The sequence below is a fragment of the Nonomuraea rubra genome (genome assembly GCF_014207985.1).
GTDB lineage: Bacteria > Actinomycetota > Actinomycetes > Streptosporangiales > Streptosporangiaceae > Nonomuraea > Nonomuraea rubra.
This window is the reverse complement of sequence record NZ_JACHMI010000001.1, coordinates 3,291,002-3,307,362: the sequence shown is the minus strand read 5'-3', so window position 1 is coordinate 3,307,362 and position 16,361 is coordinate 3,291,002. Positions and strand designations below refer to the sequence as shown.

At 70.9% G+C, this 16,361-nt stretch carries 15 protein-coding genes; 9 read left to right on the top strand and 6 right to left on the bottom strand.

Annotation, left to right across the window (positions count from 1 at the left end):
- The first annotated feature begins 364 nt into the window (after positions 1–364).
- The 6 genes from HD593_RS15110 (at position 365) to HD593_RS15085 (ending at position 5,731) form a co-directional block, all read left to right on the top strand.
- Complete coding sequence (locus tag HD593_RS15110; protein ID WP_312903476.1) at positions 365–1,039, top strand: HAD family hydrolase; 675 nt, start codon at positions 365–367, stop codon at positions 1,037–1,039.
- Between the two features lie 46 nt (positions 1,040–1,085).
- Entirely contained in the window at positions 1,086–1,358 is a 273-nt protein-coding gene (locus tag HD593_RS15105) for a DUF1876 domain-containing protein (protein WP_185102775.1), read from the top strand.
- 71 nt (positions 1,359–1,429) lie between these two features.
- On the top strand, positions 1,430–2,338 hold the full coding sequence (locus tag HD593_RS15100; RefSeq protein WP_185102774.1) for an alpha/beta fold hydrolase: 909 nt from the start codon (positions 1,430–1,432) through the stop codon (positions 2,336–2,338).
- Positions 2,339–2,356: 18 nt separating this feature from the next.
- Complete coding sequence (locus tag HD593_RS15095; RefSeq protein ID WP_221524768.1) at positions 2,357–3,253, top strand: aminoglycoside phosphotransferase family protein; 897 nt, start codon at positions 2,357–2,359, stop codon at positions 3,251–3,253.
- 37 nt (positions 3,254–3,290) lie between these two features.
- Positions 3,291–4,160, top strand: a complete 870-nt coding sequence (locus HD593_RS15090; RefSeq protein ID WP_185102773.1) for a UTP--glucose-1-phosphate uridylyltransferase — start codon at positions 3,291–3,293, stop codon at positions 4,158–4,160.
- A 32-nt stretch (positions 4,161–4,192) separates the two neighbouring features.
- Complete coding sequence (locus tag HD593_RS15085; protein ID WP_185102772.1) at positions 4,193–5,731, top strand: aldehyde dehydrogenase family protein; 1,539 nt, start codon at positions 4,193–4,195, stop codon at positions 5,729–5,731.
- A 48-nt stretch (positions 5,732–5,779) separates the two neighbouring features.
- On the opposite strand, the gene glnII is transcribed toward HD593_RS15085, so the two are convergent.
- The 3 genes from glnII to HD593_RS15070 form a co-directional block, all read right to left on the bottom strand.
- A complete protein-coding gene (glnII, locus tag HD593_RS15080; protein WP_185102771.1) occupies positions 5,780–6,799 on the bottom strand; it encodes a glutamine synthetase in 1,020 nt (339 codons plus the stop codon).
- Positions 6,800–6,912: 113 nt separating this feature from the next.
- Complete coding sequence (locus HD593_RS15075) at positions 6,913–7,386, bottom strand: hypothetical protein (protein WP_185102770.1); 474 nt, start codon at positions 7,384–7,386, stop codon at positions 6,913–6,915.
- 49 nt (positions 7,387–7,435) lie between these two features.
- Positions 7,436–8,527 (bottom strand): NAD(P)/FAD-dependent oxidoreductase, encoded by a 1,092-nt coding sequence (locus HD593_RS15070; RefSeq protein WP_185102769.1) that lies wholly within the window; start codon positions 8,525–8,527, stop codon positions 7,436–7,438.
- A gap of 110 nt (positions 8,528–8,637) precedes the next feature.
- Here HD593_RS15070 and HD593_RS15065 point away from each other — a divergent pair, with 110 nt between their 5' ends.
- Positions 8,638–9,810: a TerC family protein gene (locus HD593_RS15065; RefSeq protein ID WP_185102768.1), complete on the top strand. Its 1,173-nt coding sequence runs from the start codon at positions 8,638–8,640 to the stop codon at positions 9,808–9,810.
- Between the two features lie 127 nt (positions 9,811–9,937).
- On the opposite strand, the gene HD593_RS15060 is transcribed toward HD593_RS15065, so the two are convergent.
- Both HD593_RS15060 and HD593_RS15055 read right to left on the bottom strand, forming a co-directional pair.
- Positions 9,938–13,135: an AAA family ATPase gene (locus HD593_RS15060; RefSeq protein ID WP_246546538.1), complete on the bottom strand. Its 3,198-nt coding sequence runs from the start codon at positions 13,133–13,135 to the stop codon at positions 9,938–9,940.
- A 10-nt stretch (positions 13,136–13,145) separates the two neighbouring features.
- A complete protein-coding gene (locus tag HD593_RS15055; protein ID WP_185102767.1) occupies positions 13,146–13,823 on the bottom strand; it encodes an LptM family lipoprotein in 678 nt (225 codons plus the stop codon).
- 249 nt (positions 13,824–14,072) lie between these two features.
- Here HD593_RS15055 and HD593_RS15050 point away from each other — a divergent pair, with 249 nt between their 5' ends.
- The gene (locus tag HD593_RS15050; protein WP_185102766.1) at positions 14,073–14,408 is read left to right on the top strand and encodes a carboxymuconolactone decarboxylase family protein; all 336 of its coding nucleotides are present in this window, start codon (positions 14,073–14,075) and stop codon (positions 14,406–14,408) included.
- Here HD593_RS15050 and HD593_RS15045 read toward each other — a convergent pair.
- Complete coding sequence (locus HD593_RS15045) at positions 14,368–15,537, bottom strand: PQQ-dependent sugar dehydrogenase (protein WP_312903475.1); 1,170 nt, start codon at positions 15,535–15,537, stop codon at positions 14,368–14,370. The two genes, HD593_RS15050 and HD593_RS15045, sit on opposite strands and share 41 nt — an antisense overlap.
- 35 nt (positions 15,538–15,572) lie before the next feature.
- Between HD593_RS15045 and HD593_RS15040 the strand changes: the two genes are divergently transcribed.
- Positions 15,573–16,319 carry an SDR family NAD(P)-dependent oxidoreductase gene (locus tag HD593_RS15040; RefSeq protein ID WP_185102764.1) on the top strand — a complete coding sequence of 249 codons (747 nt, stop codon included), beginning with the start codon at positions 15,573–15,575 and terminating at the stop codon, positions 16,317–16,319.
- Positions 16,320–16,361 lie beyond the last annotated feature (42 nt).

Sequence of the window (16,361 nt, the reverse complement as noted above, 5' to 3'; positions counted from 1 at the left end):
TCCGGTTCTTGAGGGGGTCGTTGCAGGCCGTTCCATCGGGAGTCAGGCAGGTCTAACTCACTCGGCTGATCCATTGAGCTCCTCCGGGGGTTACGAGGGAGGCCGGCTGAGCGAGCAGTGCGGTGCTCGGCCGGCCGTCGGCAGGAGCGAGAACCCGGCGGGTCCCGCTGCTCGAGGAGGCGAAGACGACGAGGCGGGCCAGCCCTTCACTGGCGCCTTGACACGATCTACGTCGATGATCGGATCGTCGCCCGCGGGCCGCCGTTGGTCCAGACTTTTGCGCGTTCTGCTCAAATGTTCTTCAGAGGTGCGGCCCGCGCTGAAACTTTCCGCCCGGCCTGACTGGCCCGAGTGAGGAGCGAACGTGATCGGTACCCGTCCGGACGGCGGCCGGCTGGCGCTGTTCGACCTCGACTGGACGCTGCTCGACCTGGGCGCGGCGTTCGTCCGGTGGGCGGGCGAGTTCGCCGAGCGGCACCGGCTGCCGGAGGGGGCGGTGGAGCGGCTGGTCGAGCTGAACGCCGCGGCCCACCCCGATCGGGGGCGGTTCTTCGCCGAGGCGCGGCGCGCGTTCGGCGTGCGGGAGTCCGTGGCGGAGCTGACGAGGGGCTTCCACCGGCGGATCCCGCGGCTCGCCGACCCCTACCCCGGCGTGCCCGAGGCGCTGACCGGGCTGCGGGAGGCGGGCTGGCGGGTCGGCATTGTCACCAACGGCCCGGCGCAGCGCCAGCTCACCAAGCTCCGGCGGACCGGGCTGGACCGGCTGGTGGACGGGTACGCCATCTCGGGCGCCGAAGGGGTGCGCAAGCCGGAGGTGGAGCTGTTCGCGATCGCTGCCCGGCGGTGCGGGGCCGAGCTGGGGGCGGGCGGCTGGATGACGGGCGACAACCTGACCGCGGACATCGCCGGGGCCAGGGCGGCGGGCCTGCGCGGCATCTGGATCGACCACGGCACCTGGCCCGGACAGGAGCACGGGGCCGACCACGTGGTCGGCAACGTCCTGGACGGCATCGCCATCCTGGCCGCCACCCGCCACTGACCTGATCGCCAAGGTTTACAGGCGGTCTGATGGTAAGGGGCGGGGCATGGAGACCAAGGAATGGACCGTGCGCATCTCGCTCGCCGAGGCCGGTGACGACACCTCGGCGCAGGCGACGCTGACCACCGCGAAAGGCGAGCAGGTGACCGGGACCGGACGGGCGCGCCGCAACCCGGCGGACCCGTCGAAGCCGGTGATCGGGGACGAGCTGGCCGCCTCCCGCGCGCTGGCCGACCTGGCACATCACCTGGCCGTCATCGCGAACCACGACATTTCAGAATCAGCCGCGGATTCTCCGCCCCCCACCCGTTCCTGGTAATACATTATATCACAAAACCCGAATTTTCGCATTTTAGCGAAATATGCGGAAATTTCGATATATTCGCGGTCATGGTGATATCCGAAGGGAAATTCATCGAGTCCGGGAAAGTAGCGTTGTGGACCGAGCGGTTCGGCGACCCGGAGGACCCGGCGGTGCTGCTCGTCATGGGCACCTCCACCCCGGGCCTCGGCTGGCCGGACGAGCTGGTCGACACCCTCGTGACCGGCGGCAGGCAGGTGATCCGCTTCGACCACCGCGACACCGGCCGCTCCGGCTGCGTCGACTTCGCCACCGACCCGTACACGCTCGCGGACCTGGCCGCCGACGCCCTCGCCGTGCTCGACGCGTACGGCGTGCGCACCGCCCACCTCGCGGGCGCCTCGCTCGGCGGCGCGGTCGTCCAGTGGCTGGCCGTGCACCGCCCGGAACGCGTGACCACGCTGACCGTGATCATGTCGGGCCCGATGGGCGCGGACGCCGGCCCGGCCTGGGCACGCGCCCTGTCGGGCCAGGAGCCGGACCCGGACGACCTGCCCCCGCCCGCACCGCGCTTCCTGGAGCACGTCATGCGCATGGCGAGCGTGCCGCGCGGCACCCGCGAGGAGGCCGTCGCGGCGAACCTGGAGACCTGGCGGGTGCTGAGCGGCGAGGCGCTGCCGTTCGACGAGCAGGCGGCGCGGCGGCTGGTCGAGCAGTCCTACGACCTCGCGGCGGATCCGGCGGCGGCGCTCAACCACGACCTGGCCGGGCGGGTGATGACCGCCGACCGCCAGGTCCCGCTGTCCTCGATCAAGGTCCCCACGCTGGTCGTGCACGGCACGGAGGACCCGCTGCGCCCGCTGCCGCACGGCGAGGCAGTGGCCGCGCAGATCCCGGGCGCCCGGCTGGAGGCGATCCCGGGCATGGGCCATTCGCTCCTGTCGCCGGGCCTGCCGCAGCGGGTGGCCGGGCTGGTGCTCCGGCACACGGCCGGCTGACCCTACGATGGGGCGTTTATGGGCAAGATGCACGCCGACGAGGCGGATATCGACGTTTCTCTGGTACGCCGCCTGCTGGCCGCACAATTCCCGCAATGGGCGGAGCTGCCTATCGAGCCGTTCCCGTCCTCCGGGACGGTCAACGCGGTCTACCGGCTGGGCGACCACCTGTCCGTACGCCTGCCGCGCATCGAGAACGGCGTCGGCGACATCGAGAAGGAGCACCGCTGGCTGCCGCGGCTGGCCCCGCTGCTGCCCGTGGCCATCCCCGACGTGCTCGGCAGGGGCGCGCCGGCCGAGGGCTTCCCCTGGCCGTGGTCGGTCAGCCGGTGGATCGACGGCGAGAACCCGCGCGAGGGTCACGAGGACGGGCTGCTCGCCAAGGACCTGGCCGCATTCGCCGGGGCGTTCCGGCGGATCGACCTGCCGGGCGGGCCCGCGGCGTACCGGGCGGGGCCCCTGTCGGAGGTGGACGCGGCGACCAGGCACGCGATCGGCGAGCTGGACGGCCTGATCGACACCGGCGCGGCCACCGCCGCGTGGGACGCGGCCGTCCGCGCGCCCGAGTGGGCGGGACGGCCCGTGTGGGTGCACTCCGACCTGATGCCGGGCAACCTCCTGGTCCAGGACGGCCGGCTCACCGGAGTGATCGACTTCGCGACCATGGGCGTGGGCGACCCGGCCATCGACCTGATCCCGGCCTGGAACCTGCTCACCCCCGCCTCCCGCGAGGTCTTCCGCGCCACGCTCGGCGCCGACGACGCGACGTGGGCGCGCGGCAGGGGCTGGGCGCTGTCGATGGCGCTCATCCAGCTCCCCTACTACCTGTACACGAACCCGGCCATCGCGGCCAACGCCCGGTTCGTGATCGGCCAGGTGCTGGCCGATGGGATCGGCGATCGCTCCCTGGGGTAACGTCCCTCCCGTCGCGCCGTCCGCACGAGGAGAGACCATGATCCGCAAGGCCGTGATCCCGGTGGCCGGGCTGGGCACCCGGCTGCTGCCCCTGACGAAGGCGCTGCCCAAGGAGATGTTGCCGATCGGCGACAAGCCGGTCATCGAGCACACCATCCGCGAGCTCGTGGACTCCGGCATCGACGAGATCACCATCGTGACCTCGGCCCGCAAGGAGCTCGTCCAGCGGCACTTCGCCCCGGACGGCGACCTGGAGCGGGAGCTGCGCGCGGCCGGCAAGGACGACCTGGCCGGCGCGGTGGCCGAGCTGTCGTCGCTGGCCCACATCACGTACCTGTACCAGCGCGGCCCGTACGGCAACGGCACGCCGGTGCTGAACGCCGCCCGGGTCATCGGCGACGAGCCGTTCATGGTGTTGTGGGCCGACGACGTGTTCGTGGCCGAGGTGCCCCGCGCCAGGCAGCTCAAGTCCGCCTACGAGGCCACCGGCGCGCCGGTGCTGGCGCTGATGCCGATGGAGGTCGAGGACGCCGCCAAGTACGGCGTGCCGATCGTCGAGGAGGACCTCGGCGGCGGCCGCCTGCGCATCTCCGGGCTGGTGGAGAAGCCGCGCCCGGAGGAGGCCCCCTCGCGCTACGCCGCCATCGGCGGTTACGTCGTCACCCCCGGGGTGGTCGCCGAGCTGGAGGCGGCCACGCGCCGCTGGTACGAGCGTCCCGAGGGCGAGATCTACCTCACCGACGCCCTGCACCGCCACGCCGCGGCCAACCCGGTGTACGGCCAGGTCATCGACGGCACCTGGTGGGACACCGGCTCGCCGCTCAACTACCTGCGGGCACAGTTCGCCGCCGCGCTGGCCGATCCGGTCCACGGGCCGGAGCTGCGCAAACTGGCGCGGGAGAGCTAGCGTCTACGAAAGAACTTACGAGGAGGGCACCGGTGAGCCGACAAATCGTTTCCATCGTGGGCGGCAAGGACGTGGCGGCCGCGAGCACGTACGAGTCGATCAATCCCGCCCGCACGGGCGAGGTCGTGGCGCGGGTCGGCCTGGCGGACGCGGAGACGTTCGCCGCGGCCTGCCGCACCGCCAGGGAGGCGCAGCGCGAGTGGGCGAAGGTGCCCGCGCCGGTGCGCGGCCGGGTGATCGCCTCGATCGGGCGGCTGGTGGAGGCCAACACCGAGCGGCTGGCCAGGCTGGTGACCGAGGAGATCGGCAAGCCGTACGCCGAGGCGCTGGGCGAGGTCAGGGAGATCGTGGACACCTGCGACTTCTTCCTCGGCGAGGGCCGCAGGCTGTACGGGCAGACCGTCCCGTCGGAGATGCCGGACAAGAACCTGTTCACCTTCCGCAACCCGATCGGCGTGGCGGCGGTCGTGACAGCGGGCAACTTCCCGGTGGCGGTCCCGTCGTGGTACCTGGTCCCGGCGCTGCTGTGCGGCAACGCCGTGGTGTGGAAGCCCGCCGAGTACGCCGCCGCCTCCGCGCACGCCCTGTTCACCCTGTTCACGGCGGCGGGCCTGCCCGACGGCGTGCTGAACATCGTCTTCGCCGACGGCGCGGCCACGTTCGGGGGCCTGGAGCGGGCCCTGGACGAGGGCACCGTGCAGAAGGTGGGCTTCACCGGCTCCAGCGAGGTGGGCAGGAAGATCGGCGAGCTGACGGGCCGCCACCTGCAGTCGGCCTGCCTGGAGCTGGGCGGCAAGAACCCGATGGTGATCATGCCGGACGCCGATCTGGACCTGGCCGTCGAGGGCGCGCTGTTCTCCGGCTTCGGCACCGCCGGCCAGCGCTGCACCAGCCTGGGCACGGTGATCGTGCACGAGAGCGTGCACGACGCGTTCGTGGAGCGGTTCGCGCGCGCGGTGGAGACGGCCAGGATCGGCGACCCCGGGCAGGACGTGCTGGCGGGGCCCCTGCTGGACGGCAAGTTCGCCGACCGGTACGAGGAGTACCTGACCTGGATCGAGCCGCACCACCGGGTCGTCACCGGCGCGACCGGCCGGATCACGAAGGACAACCCGCGCGACGGCTTCGACGGCGGCGACGGGCTCTACTACCACCCGGTCGTGGTGGACGGCGTGCGGCCGGGCGACCGGCTGTTCATGGAGGAGACGTTCGGCCCGATCGTGGGCGTGACCGCGTTCTCCACCATGGAGGAGGCGCTCGACCTGGCCAACCTGCCCGGTTACGGCCTGTCGAGCTCCATCTACACCACGAACCCGCAGCACGCCTTCCGCTTCAGGGAGGGCATCTCGGCGGGCATGGTCAGCGTCAACAACTCCACCTCGGGCGCCGAGGCGCACCTGCCGTTCGGCGGCAACGGCAAGTCGGGCAACGGCAGCCGCCAGTCGGGCATGTGGGTGCTCGACCAGTTCACCCGCTGGCAGGCGATGAACTGGGACCACTCGGGGCGCCTGCAGAAGGCGCAGATGGACGTCGCGGACATCGTCCCCGACCTGGACTTCCGCCTGGCATGAGAAAGCGGGCCCCCTTCCTGCGAAGGGGGCCCGCTCACTTTCGCACGATCAGACCTGGCCGGCCTTCTCCAGGGCCGCGCAGCAGGTGTTCACCAGCAGGCGGGTGACCACGTACGGGTCCACGTTGGCGTTCGGGCGGCGGTCCTCGATGTAGCCCTTCTTGTCCACCTCGACCTGCCACGGGATGCGCACGGAGGCGCCGCGGTTGGAGACGCCGTAGCTGTACTTGTTCCACGGGGCGGTCTCGTGGTGGCCGGTGAGGCGCAGCTCGATGTCGGCGCCGTACTGGGTGACGTGCTCCATCGGCTTGTCACCCTCGCCGAGCGCCTCGCAGGCGGTGATGATGGCCTCGTAGCTCTCGCGCATGGCCTTGGTGGAGAAGTTGGTGTGGGCGCCGGCGCCGTTCCAGTCGCCGCGGGCGGGCTTGGGGTCGAGGGTGGCCTCGACGCCGTACTCCTCGGCGGTCCGGTAGAGCAGGTAGCGGGCGACCCACATGTGGTCGGAGACCTCGAGCGGGCCCGCCGGGCCGACCTGGAACTCCCACTGGCCGGGCATGACCTCGGCGTTGATGCCGGAGATCGCGAGGCCGGCGGCGAGGCAGCGGTCGAGGTGCAGCTCGACGATCTCGCGGCCGAACACGGCCTCGGCGCCGACACCGCAGTAGTAGTGACCCTGCGGGGCGGGGAAGCCGCCCTCGGGGAAGCCTAGCGGGCGGCTGCCCTTGAAGAAGGTGTACTCCTGCTCGATGCCGAACCAGGACTCCTGGGCGGCGTACTGCTCGGCGACCGGGCGCAGCAGGGCGCGGGTGTTGCTGACGTGCGGGTCGCCGTTGATCTCCTCGACCTCGCACAGGACGAGCTTGTTGTCGCCGCCGCGGATCGGGTCCGGGCAGACGAACACGGGGCGGAGCACGCGGTCCGACGAGTGGCCTTCGGCCTGGTTGGTGCTGGAGCCGTCGAAGCCCCAGACCGGAGGCTCGGCTCCGTCGGCAAGGATCTTGGTCTTCGAGCGCATCAGAGCCGTGGGCTCGGTGCCGTCGATCCAGATGTACTCAGCCTTGTAGCTCACGGCGGTCCTTTCGGGGTTTCTCTCAGCCACGCCGAGTCTTACGGATGGCCGTTTCCCAGTTTTTGCCCGAATGTGAACGCCGTGTTAATCGGGAAGCTTTACCAGCCGCGAGGTCAGCCCTCTCTCACGGTGCCGTCGGCCGCCACGGTGAGCTTCACCTGGGGAGCGCCCTCGCCACAGTCGGGCCCGTTGGGGAAGGTGGCCTTCGGCGTCACCCTGATCGTACGGGCCGGCACCGGCTCCGAGCCGCCGGCGCCTGAGAGCGTCAGCCGCACCTCGACCGGCCGCTTCGGCAGCCCGCTGACCGTGCCGAACCCGAACTTCGCGCCCGTGCGGACCGCCGTCACCGAGCAGGTGTCACCGGAGCAGGTCTGCTCGCCCTGCCGCGTGGCCGGCATCAGCTCGCCGCTCGACCGCCGGCACGCGCCGTCCCAGCACACCTCGATCGCCAGGTGCTCGGCCCGGGCCGCGACCGCCTGGTCGACGTCGACGTGCACGCCCTCCAGGCTGGCCATCATCGTGCAGGGCCGCTCGCCGGACGAGCAGGCGGTCAGGGTGGCGAGCAGGAGGAGGGTGAGTCTGAGCACACCCCTAAGACGCGGCGCGCCAGTCTCCGGTTCAGGCGGTTCAGGCGGTTCAGGGGGCGAACGCGGCCAGTTCGGGCACCGTCGTCCCGTCCAGGATCGAGCGGGCCAGCGCGTCGCCCGTGAACGGCGCCATCGTCAGCCCCGCCGCGCCGAACCCCGTCACCACGTGCAGCCCTTCCTCCCCCGGCAGCGGCCCGGCGATCGGCACCTGCTCCGACGGCAGCGGCCGCAGCCCGACGCGCGTCTCGATGAGCGTCGCGTCCGCCAGCCCCGGCGCGATCCGCAGCGCGTCGGACAGCACCTCCCACTGCCCGCGAGCCGTCACCCTCGCGTCGAACCCGCTGCCCGTCTCCCTGGTCGCGCCCACCGCCACCCGCGAGTCGTCGAAGGCCACCATGTAGTGGTGCGACAGCGGGTGCACCGACGGCCAGCCGCTGGTGTCGACGCCGTCGAGGCGCAGGTGGGAGATCTGGCCGCGCTGCGGCTCGACCGCCAGGCGCAGCCCGCGCGGCTCCAGCAGCTCGTTGGCCCACGCACCCGAGGCCACGAGTACGGCGTCGGCCTCCAGCAGGTCCGGGCCCACCTCCACCGCCGGCGTGCCCTGGGGGCGCAGCCTGGCCCGCCCGCGCACCTGCCGGGCGCCGTGGTGCGCCGCGCCCTGGAGCAGCGCGTCGCGCATGGTGCGCCCGTCCACCCGGCCGCCGCCGGAGACGAACACGCCCTCCAGGGTCTCGGCCAGCACCGGGAACAGCGCGCGTACCTCGTCGTTGCCGATGCGCCGCACCTCGCCGACGATCGCGCCGGCGTCGCGGGCGCGGGCCTCGACGAGGGCCTGCGCCGCGTCCAGCCGCGCCGGGTCCTCGTGCACGAGCAGCTCGCCGTTGCGGCGGTAGTCGGTACGCTCCACGCCCGCCTCCGCCAGCAGCCCGATGACCTCGGGGTAGTAGGCGGCGCCCGCCGCGTACAGGTCGTAGAAGGGGCCCTCCACGGCGGAGGCCCACGGCGCGATGATGCCGGCGCTGGCCGCCGTGGCCTGCCCGGCCTCGCCCGAGTCGACGACCGTGACGGCCGCGCCCCTGCGCGCCAGCGCGAACGCGGCGCTCGCGCCCGCGATCCCGCCGCCGATGACGATCACATGCATGATCTCCTTCCTACCGTACGGCGCATGGCCTCCTGCCCACCGGGTAGCACCAGCGACGACACGCGTTCACATGCGCCTCCCCCACGACAGACGGCACACAGGGAGCATTGGTGCACGTTTCCGCCGCGGTGTGGTGGCTGACGATCCTGGGGATCGTCGGGTTGCTGCTGTTCGACTTCTTCTTCCACGTCCGCAAGTCGCACGTGCCCACGCTGCGCGAGGCGTCGGTCTGGTCGGCCCTGTACGTCGGCATCGCCCTGCTGTTCGGCGCCGGGATCTGGATCTTCGGCGGCTCGGATCCCGGGGCGGAGTACTTCGCCGGTTACGTGACCGAGAAGGCGCTGTCGGTCGACAACCTGTTCGTCTTCCTCGTCATCATGTCGAGCTTCAAGGTGCCGCGCGCCGATCAGCAGAAGGCTCTGCTGTTCGGCATCGTCTTCTCGCTGCTGGCCAGGAGCGGGTTCATCCTGGTCGGGGCGGCGCTGATCAACATTTTCGCCTGGGTGTTCTACCTGTTCGGGCTCATCCTGCTGCTCACGGCGGGCAACCTGCTCAGGCCGGAGGGCGAGGAGAGCCACTCCCCCGACAACCTCATGGTGCGCGTGGCCCGGCGGGTGCTGCGTACCAGTGACACCTACGACGGCGACAGGCTGTTCACCGTCCAGGACGGCAGGCGGGTCATGACGCCGATGTTGCTCGTCATGATCGCCATCGGCGGGACCGACATCCTGTTCGCGCTGGACTCGATCCCGGCCATCTTCGGCCTCACCCAGAACGTCTACCTCGTCTTCACCGCCACCGCCTTCTCCCTGCTGGGGCTGCGGCAGCTCTACTTCCTCATCGACGGGCTGCTGGACCGGCTGATCTACCTCTCCTACGGCCTGGCCTTCATCCTCGCCTTCATCGGCGTGAAGCTGGTCCTGCACGCGCTGCACGAGAACAACGTGCCGTTCATCAACGACGGCGAGCCGGTGCCGGTGGCGGAGATCAGCACGGGGCTGTCCCTGTCGGTGATCATCGGCGTGCTGGCGATCACCGTGATCGCCTCGCTGGCCAGCGCCAAGGGCCGGGCGCAGAACACGGTGTCGATGGTGCGCAGGCACGCCCAGCAGTACCTGGACGTCGAGCACGACCCCGAGCTGCGCGCGGAGCTGTTCGCCAAGCTGCTGGCCGAGGAGGAGCAGCTCAGGCGGCTGCCGGAGAAGTTCAGGCGGCAGATCCGCGACGAGGACAAGCTGATGGCGCTGCTGCGCCGCGCCCACGAGGAACACGACCGCCGATGAGGCGCGCCGGCCGAGCGGGCCGGGGCGCTCGCTGGAACGCCCCGGCCCGCACGCGGCCCTTCCGGTCAGGCACGGCGGTCAGGTACGGCGGTCACGGTGGGTCACGTACGGCCGGACACGTACGCGGTCAGGGGCGGCGATCCGTGCCGTTGCCGTCGTAACCCAGCAGGCGCATGGCCGTGTCCGGGTCCATGGCCGCGGCCAGGAGCTGGGCGCGGGCGTGGGCCTGGTCACGTTCCTGCTCCGCCTTGGCCTGCGCCTTGCGGATGCCCTTGATCGCGACGAAGGCCAGCCCCGCGCCCACGATGCCCGCGACGACCACCACGAACAGCAGGAGCAGCAGCCCCGGCGAGGCCACGCCGGACGCCGCGTTGCCCGAGCCGTTGCCGCCCGCCACCGTACCCGTCACCGCGAGCGCCGCGATGATCGACAGCACCACGAGCCCGAGCAGGCTGGCGACGACCAGCCAGATCCGGCCTGCGGCCCGCCGCTGCGGGGGCGGCGGGGTGGCGGGGGTGCCCACGACGACGGGCACCGGCTGCGCCGCCGGCGCCGGCGGCTGGGCGGTGCCGGCCCACGGCACGAACTCCGGCCGTTCGGACTGCTCGCCGGACGCGCCGGAAGCGGCGGCGGGATCCGACCCGGCCACCGAACCCGACCCGGCTGGCGGACCCGAGGCGGCAGGCGGGCCCGAGCCTGCGGGCGGTTGCTGCACGAAGGGCATGGGCGGCCCCACAGGCGGGGCCATGGACAGCGGCGTGCCCGCGGGAGGTGATGCGGGCGCCTGCGCCACCGCCGACGAACCCGGCGCGGGCGCCTGCATCACGGGCGGCGAGCCGGGCGGAGGCGCCTGCATCACGGGCGGCGAGCCGGGCGGAGGCGCCTGGAGGAGCGGGGCCGTCCCGGGCGGGCCGGTCTGGACGATCACGGCGCCGAAGGCGGCTGGCACGGCCTCGACCGGCTCCTGGTGCCCGGGCAGGTCGCGGTCGATCCGGCTGTGCTCCTTGTGCGCCCTGACCGCGTCCCTGTGGTACTCCTCCAGCTCCTGGTAGAGCTCCTCGGAGGCGTAGATGCTGCCGTCGAGCAGCGGCCCCGGCTCCCTGCGGATGATCGCGACCACGTCGTCGCCGTTGAGCGTCTTGTGCGTCTCCAGCGCGTGCGCCAGGCAGAGCACCTCCCTGCGGTGCTCCTGCAGCAGCTCCTCGGTCATCTCCAGCAGCCGCACCAGGTTGAACTCGATGCGCTCGCCCAGCACGTCGGGTGTCAGGTCCTGCTGCCGCCTGGTCGGCTCCCTGTCGGTGATGCCGATGGAGCCGCCGCCCCCGGCCTTGCGCACGGCCTTGCCGCCCATGATCTCCAGCTCCTGGAGCGCGGGCAGCGACGTGACGCCCGAGCCCATGCCCCAGTACGACTCCATCATCGCCGTCAGGTACGTCGCCGAGTACAGGTCGCCGGAGACGCCCGAGGAGTTGTCCTCGCCGAAGAACATGCGCTCGCCCGCCAGCGAGGCCAGGGAGACCATGATGTCCGCCTCGTGCTCGGACTTCCATCGGGTGAACTGGTCCTCGGGCTTGATCGAGGCGACCATGCCCAGGTAGTCGGCGCCCTTCTCGATGGTGGCGATGTCGATCTCGAGGTGGAAGCGGGTGACGTACGCGACGACGGCGTGGCAGGCCTCGTGCACGGCCACGGCGTGCCGCTCGCGCTCGATGTACTCGACGTCCTCGGGCGGGCCGAGCTGCTTGAGCCGCTTGGCGCGCAGCACGTCCGACCAGGTGATGACCTCGCGCCCGTCCCTGATGGCGGTGATGAGCGACTCGTTGACCAGGTCCTTGATGGTGGCGCCGGTCGCGTACGGGGTGATGGTGGCGAGCTTGTCGACCTGCTCGGCGGTCAGCTCGTGCGAGACCTTGTCGAAGTAGCCCTGGTAGGTGCGCACGCGCCCGGCCTTGGACGGGTAGCCGACCTTGTAGATGCGGTCGATGCGGCCCGGCCGCAGCAGCGCCTCGTCCAGCGCGTCGGGCCGGTTGGTGGCCATCATGACGAGGATGCGGTACTTGGGCGGCGGTTTGGGCCGCATGCCGAGCAGCCGGCGCACCAGCCGGTTGAAGAACCCGCGCGGCTTCTTGAGCCCGGACAGCTCGGTGAGCAGCGCCTGCAGCGTGCCGGGGTCGCCGCTGTTCATCATGCCGCCGCCCATCATGAAGCGGTTGCGGCGGCCCGGCTCGTCCTCCTCGCCGCGCCCGCCGCGGAAGGCGAGCAGCTGCCGGGTGGCCTCGGACATGTAGTTCATGCCGTGGCAGCCGTCGAAGCCGGACGAGTGCCCGGCGAAGCCGCCGCCCTGTCCGGGCGGTCCCTGCTGGGCCAGCCTGCCGCGCTTGCCGAGGGAGTCGGCCTCGTCGAAGAAGACGATCACGCCGCCGTACCGGAGCGCCAGCTTGCGCAGCTTCCTGAACAGCGACTTGACCTTGAGGATGCCGATGCCCATGAACATGTTCGTGAACGCGCCCGGATCCACGAACACGTACGGCTTGCCGGTCTCACCGGCCACGGCCTCGGCCATCAGGGTCTTGCCGGTCCCGGGTGGCCCCCACAGCAGCAGGCCGCTGGGGACGTACCCGCCGCGCCGCTCGATCTCGTCGGGCCGCTCCAGGAAGACGATGTTCTCCTGGACGCGCTCGACCACGTGGTCCTGCCCCCACACGTCGTGGAAGCGGGTCTTGATGTCGTCGGGGAAGTACGTCTCGACGCCGCCCCTGGACAGGAACCAGAACAGGCCGACGAACTGGATGATGACGAAGAAGAACAGGAAGACGATCTGCAGGAAGAACGGCAGCGCCTGCCAGATCAGCGCCGGCGCCTGGAGCAGCGCGGTGAACGGGCTGACGTCCAGCACCGCCCCCAGCACCAGGGCGATCAGCGTGATGAAGAAGAGGATCTTCAGCGCGCGGGCGAGCCGGAAGCGCGTCCAGTCGTCGAAGCGGCGGTGCGTCCAGCGCTCGAACCCGCCGAAGACCTTCTGGCTCCAGAAGCGGTGGTAGGCCGACCAGTGCTCGCTGACGAAGAAGTGCAGCTGCCTGGTGATCTCCACGCCGAGAAGCCAGAAGATCCACTGGTAGTCGATCGCGATCTGCTGCGCGCCCTCGTAGAAACTCATGATGCCCTCGTGGTCCGCCATCACCTTCCAGGTGAGGACGAGATAGGCGAGCACGAGGGCGATGAGGAACTTGCTCCGGTCCCAGAACTGCATCTTCTTCCTGGTCACGGATTCGGGATCGATGGGCCCGCTGCCGGGGGCGCGCAGCCCTTCATGGTGAATGGTCAATGATGCTCCCTCATCCGGGCAGCCGGAGCAGCTTGAAAGAACTCGCGATCTTGTCGAACTCCGCGGCGCGCTTGGCGTAGCAGACCGACTGGCAGCCGATGAGCATGACGGAGACCTTGGTGCCCTTCGCGTCGAGCAGGGCGGTGTGGTCGAAGGTCTGGATCTCGTTGCCGATCTGGTAGTTGAAGCGGACGCGAACTCCCTTCGCGCCGCCGTCCAGGGCCAGCACCTCATCCTTGATCAGCTCGAAGCGGCCGAACATGGGCGGCTGGTTCGACTGGATGGCCTGCTGCAGATACGCCGTGCGCATCTCCTCCGTCACCGGCAGGATGAAGTCCCGCAGCCTGTTCAGGGAGACGGCGTCCCGTTGCTCCTCGGTGAGCTGGTGCACGGTGGCGTAGACGAACGGCTCCGTCGAGCCGAGCAGGTGATTGACCGACGGATCGGCTGACTGGTCGAAGGCCGTCGACCAGACCCGCTGCGCCCGCAGGACCGCCGCCTGCGAGCCGGGGTGGTCGCCCGACAGGTACAGCTCGATGGGGTAGGCGTCGAGCTGGGTGAAGGAGGCGGGCACCTTGAAGTAGGTGGTCCCGTCCTTGTCACGTACGTAGGTGAACTCCGGCTGCCCGCAGGCGGACAGCGTCAGGACCGCGACCATGAGCGCGATCAAAGCCCGTGTCTTTTTCACCAGGGCTTACCTCCGCATGACGGACCAACGGAGTTGTTGTGCCCGCTTTGGAGTGAAATCAGCTCACCGAGCGGTGAGAAATCTTGACCAAATCTTGGCTGTCCATTGGCTTTACTTGTTACAGAGCCAAGCAGCCCTCCGCACTGGTCCCGCGGCGCCGCGCTACAACGTTCATGCAACCCCCATTGGTTCATCCCGGTAAGTAGCGAAAGATATGAGGATCTCGTATCGACAACCCTGGAGCGGACCATGACAGAACCCGCGATGGAGACCGTCGACTCCTTCGGCATGACCGCCGAGCGTCAGTTCGCCGACCTGTGGTCACGGACGGTGCTGACGGTACGGGAGCGCCGCCTGCTCCTCCTCGGGCTGCTCGTCGGCCAGGGGCTGCACGAGATGACCGACGTCCAGCTCGACGTGGCGCTACGGGCCGGCGAGCTGAGCGACACGGAGCTGCGGGAGGTGGCGGTCTTCCTCACCCACTACGCGGGCTGGGCCAGGGGCGCCAAGCTGAACGACCAGGTGGAGTCGCTGATCGAGCGGGTCACGCGGGCTCGATCCGATAGATCGGACCCTGCAGGCTGAGCGCGTACAGCTCGCCGTCGGGGCCCTGCCCGAACGACGACAGCTGCTCCACCCTCCCCACCTCGGCCGAGTCCGCGGGATCTGCGGCGGGCGCGGCCCTGACCCATCCGGCGCAGAAGTCGCCGTACAGGAACTGCCCCTTCAGCCACGGGATCTTCTCGCCGCGGTAGACGTACCCGGCGATCAACGAGCAGTTGCCGCCCTCGTTCAGCGGGTAGACGATCACCGGCTCGACCAGGTCGCGGGCCTGGCCGTCGCGGAAGCGCGCCTTGCCCTCGCGCAGGTTCCAGCCGTAGTTCTCGCCGCCCTTGGAGCTCGCGGGCTGGTGGTCGACCTCCTCCCACGCGTTCTGGCCGACGTCGCCGATCCACAGGTCGCCGGTGCCGCGGTCGAAGCTGAACCGCCAGGGGTTGCGCAGGCCGTAGGCCCAGATCTCGCCGCGCGCGCCCCGCCGGCCGGCGAACGGGTTGTCCTCGGGGATCTCGTACGGGTCACCGCGCGGGTCGATGCGTACGATCTTGCCGAGCAGCGTGCCCAGGTCCTGGCCGTTGCCCTCGGGGTCGCCCGCGCTGCCGCCGTCGCCGAAGGCGATGTAGAGGTGGCCGTCGGGGCCGAAGGCGAGCTGGCCGCCGTTGTGGTTGGCGAACGGCTGGTCCTGCGTGAGCACGTCGCGCCTGCCGGTGGCGCGCTCGCCGTCGTAGGCCCACTCGGTGATGTGGGTGTGGCCCCGCGCGTCGGTCCAGTCGAGGTAGACCCAGCGGCCCGTGGGGTGGAACGCGACGCCGAGCAGCCCCTGCTCGTTGCCCGTGCTCACCTCGCCGGACAGGTCGATCACCGTCTTGCCGTCGGTGGTGCGCAGCCGGCCCGTCTGTTCGGCCACGTAGAGCCGGTCGTCGCCCTCGCGTACGGCGAACGCCACCGGCTGCTCCAGCGTGGCGATCTCGGTGAAGCGCAGCTCGCCCCGCTCGGTCGCGGGCGTGCTCGTCTGCGGCTCGGGCAGGCTGGTGCGCGGCGAGGGGACGGGCGAGGCGCCGGTGGTGGCGGGGGTGCGGGCGGCCGACCCGGCGGGCTGCCCGGGCGTGCAGGCGGTGAGGGCCATGAGGAGGATCCCGGCCACGACGAGGCGCACGTTCCCCATCCTGCCATGACCGTTAAGGTGCAGGCATGCCAACCGCACTGATCACGGGCGCGACCGCCGGCCTCGGCGCCGCCTTCGCCCGCCACCTGGCCGCCGAGGCCTACTCGCTCGTCCTCGTGGCCCGCGACGAGCTCCGCCTCGCCAAGACCGCCGACCAGCTCAAGCTCAGGTACGGCGTGAGCGTCGAGGTGCTGCCCGCCGACCTGTCGACCGAGGAGGGCCTGGCCAGGGTCGAGTCGAGACTGCGTGAGGGCGTCGATCTGCTGGTCAACAACGCCGGCTTCGGCAACGCGGGGCACTTCCCCGACGTGCCGGTCGCCAACGAGGTCCGCATGCTGAAGGTGCACTGCGAGGCGGTGCTGCGGCTGACGCTGGCGGCGCTGCCCGGCATGCGCGAGCGCGACCGGGGCGCGATCGTGAACGTGGCGTCGGTGGCGGCGTTCTTCACGCGCGGCACCTACAGCGCCTCCAAGGCGTGGGTGGTGAACTTCAGCGAGTCGGCCGCGACCACGGTCGGCCCGCGCATCAGGGTCATGGCGCTGTGCCCCGGCTTCGTCCGCACCGAGTTCCACCAGCGGGCCTCGATGGACAGCTCGGGCATCCCCTGGTTCCTGTGGCTGAAGGCCGACGACGTGGTGCGCGCGGCGATGCGGGACCTGGCGGTGGGGCGGCGGGTCTCGATCCCCGGCCTGCGCTACAAGCTCATCGTGGCGATCGGGCGGCTCGTCCCGCGTGGCCTGCAGGCCATGGTGTCGCAGCGGATCGGCCGCTGACCGCCGTACGGAAAAGAGACGGGCCCCCGCCGCGGGAGGGGG

What these genes read in the sequence shown, in the direction of transcription:
- HD593_RS15105 (WP_185102775.1), top strand. Translation starts at nt 1,086, where the DNA reads ATGGAGACCAAGGAATGGACCGTGCGCATCTCGCTCGCCGAGGCCGGT.
- HD593_RS15050 (WP_185102766.1), top strand. Translation starts at nt 14,073, where the DNA reads ATGACAGAACCCGCGATGGAGACCGTCGACTCCTTCGGCATGACCGCC.
- HD593_RS15095 (WP_221524768.1), top strand. Translation starts at nt 2,357, where the DNA reads ATGGGCAAGATGCACGCCGACGAGGCGGATATCGACGTTTCTCTGGTA.
- HD593_RS15090 (WP_185102773.1), top strand. Translation starts at nt 3,291, where the DNA reads ATGATCCGCAAGGCCGTGATCCCGGTGGCCGGGCTGGGCACCCGGCTG.
- HD593_RS15070 (WP_185102769.1), bottom strand. Translation starts at nt 8,527, where the DNA reads ATGCATGTGATCGTCATCGGCGGCGGGATCGCGGGCGCGAGCGCCGCG.
- HD593_RS15100 (WP_185102774.1), top strand. Translation starts at nt 1,430, where the DNA reads ATGGTGATATCCGAAGGGAAATTCATCGAGTCCGGGAAAGTAGCGTTG.
- HD593_RS15040 (WP_185102764.1), top strand. Translation starts at nt 15,573, where the DNA reads ATGCCAACCGCACTGATCACGGGCGCGACCGCCGGCCTCGGCGCCGCC.